Here is a 1,562-nt window from a genome sequence, read left to right as displayed (position 1 = left end):
GCGGTGCGCTCTCCACCGCGACAGCGGCGGACGGCTGCTCGGCAGCCACCGCCTCGGCCGGGGCCGGCGCCGGGGCGGCCTCGAGGGCCTGCTCGACCGGCGCGGCAGCGGCCTCGGCCACCGGCGCGACGGCGGGCTCAGCCACCGGCGCCGCGGGCTGGGCCTGGGGTGCGGGCGCCGCGGCGGGGTCGGCAGCGGCGGCGGGCTGCGGGGGCACCAGCCGGATTCCGTACCCCTGGGTCTCCCCGCCCGAAGTGCCCCGGTCAGCCAGGGAGCGCACCGGAACCTGACCGGTCATCAGCGACGGGTCGGGGATGGGCGGTCCGGCGTGCAGCGGACGCCGGGGCGCGGCCGCGGCGGCGGCTGCCGCCGATGCGGCGGCCGGAGCGGGCTGCTGCGCCTGGGTCGGCACCGGCGCCGCCGCGGGTGCGGGGGCCGGGACGGTGAAGGGACCGACGGGCGGCTCCGGCGCTGCGGCCTGCTCGGCCTGCTCCGCCGGAGCGGCCTGCAGGGCGGCCCCCGCCTCGGCAGCCGCCTGCACCGCGGCGTCCGGCGGGGCGAGCGGCGGCCAGGAGGGAGGGACGGGGGTGCCGGCGTACGCCGCGGCGTCCTCGACGGTGACGGTGCGCAGCGGGATGGTCTCCGCGGGCGAGCCGCCGGGCAGCGGCTGGACGGGAAGCGCGGTGCCCTCGGCGGGGGTCTGGTCGCGCAGCGCGGCCTCGCTCCAGGAGCCCTGCGGACCGGGCATCAGCAGGACGTCCTCCTCCTCGTCGAGCTGGTCGCCCCCGTCCAGCGGGTCGGGCTCGTCGAGGAAGGTGAAGGAGGAGTGCATCGCGGGGGCGGCCCCCGGGACGGCTTCGGGGCCGGGGCCGAAGGGATCGGGACGGAAACCGGCACCCGCCGCCTCCGCGGGCGCGCCGACCGGCTGGTACGCCGGTTCGGGCCCTGCTTCGGCGAGCGGGCGCTCCGGCAGTCCCTCGCCCGGGACGTGGCCGGTATCGGTCATCTCAGAAACTCCTTCCAGGGCCGCGTAGGCGTCCTTGGTGGCGCGGTCGCCGACCACGGCTCCCGACCGCTGGGGCCGGGTCGCAGTCGGACCCGCCTTGTCGCGTGTGTCGGCGGCCGCGCAGGCACGGCAGCCGTGGTCCCGTCCGGTCCTCCGCTCCGCAGACGGCCGATCGGACGACCGACCTGCCGCAACAACAACGACGGACCCGGGGCAACCGGCACGACCGCCCCCGGACAACAGGGCATTCTTCCGGCCCGGCCCGCCCGGCGGCACACATGCACGCGATCACCCGGTGTGGGCTCCGCCACGTCCTGGTCGGGATCCGGGGTCGCCGGTTCCTGGCCGCCGCACCGCCGCGGAGACAACCGAGATGCCACCCTACCGGCCGGGGCGGACATCGGGTCAGGGTGGTGCCCCTTCCAGGCCGGTGTGCCCGCGTTCGTCCAGAACGTGGACGGCCGAAGACCTACGGTGGAGGGTGGTTCAGCCGGTGCGCCGGCCCCACACCAGGAACACCGGACAGGACGGGGCGAGCAGCTGGCCGCCGCCCGGC

General features: G+C 78.2%; 1 pseudogene. It reads right to left on the bottom strand.

The window, feature by feature from the left end:
• Nucleotides 1-1,006: pseudogene (locus AOK09_RS23090) on the bottom strand (hypothetical protein); the annotation flags it as partial.
• Between the last annotated feature and the right edge of the window lie 556 nt (nucleotides 1,007-1,562).

The sequence above is a fragment of the Peterkaempfera griseoplana genome, assembly GCF_001418575.1.
Classification (GTDB): Bacteria; Actinomycetota; Actinomycetes; order Streptomycetales; family Streptomycetaceae; genus Peterkaempfera; species Peterkaempfera griseoplana.
This window is presented reverse-complemented; position numbering and strand designations above follow the sequence as displayed.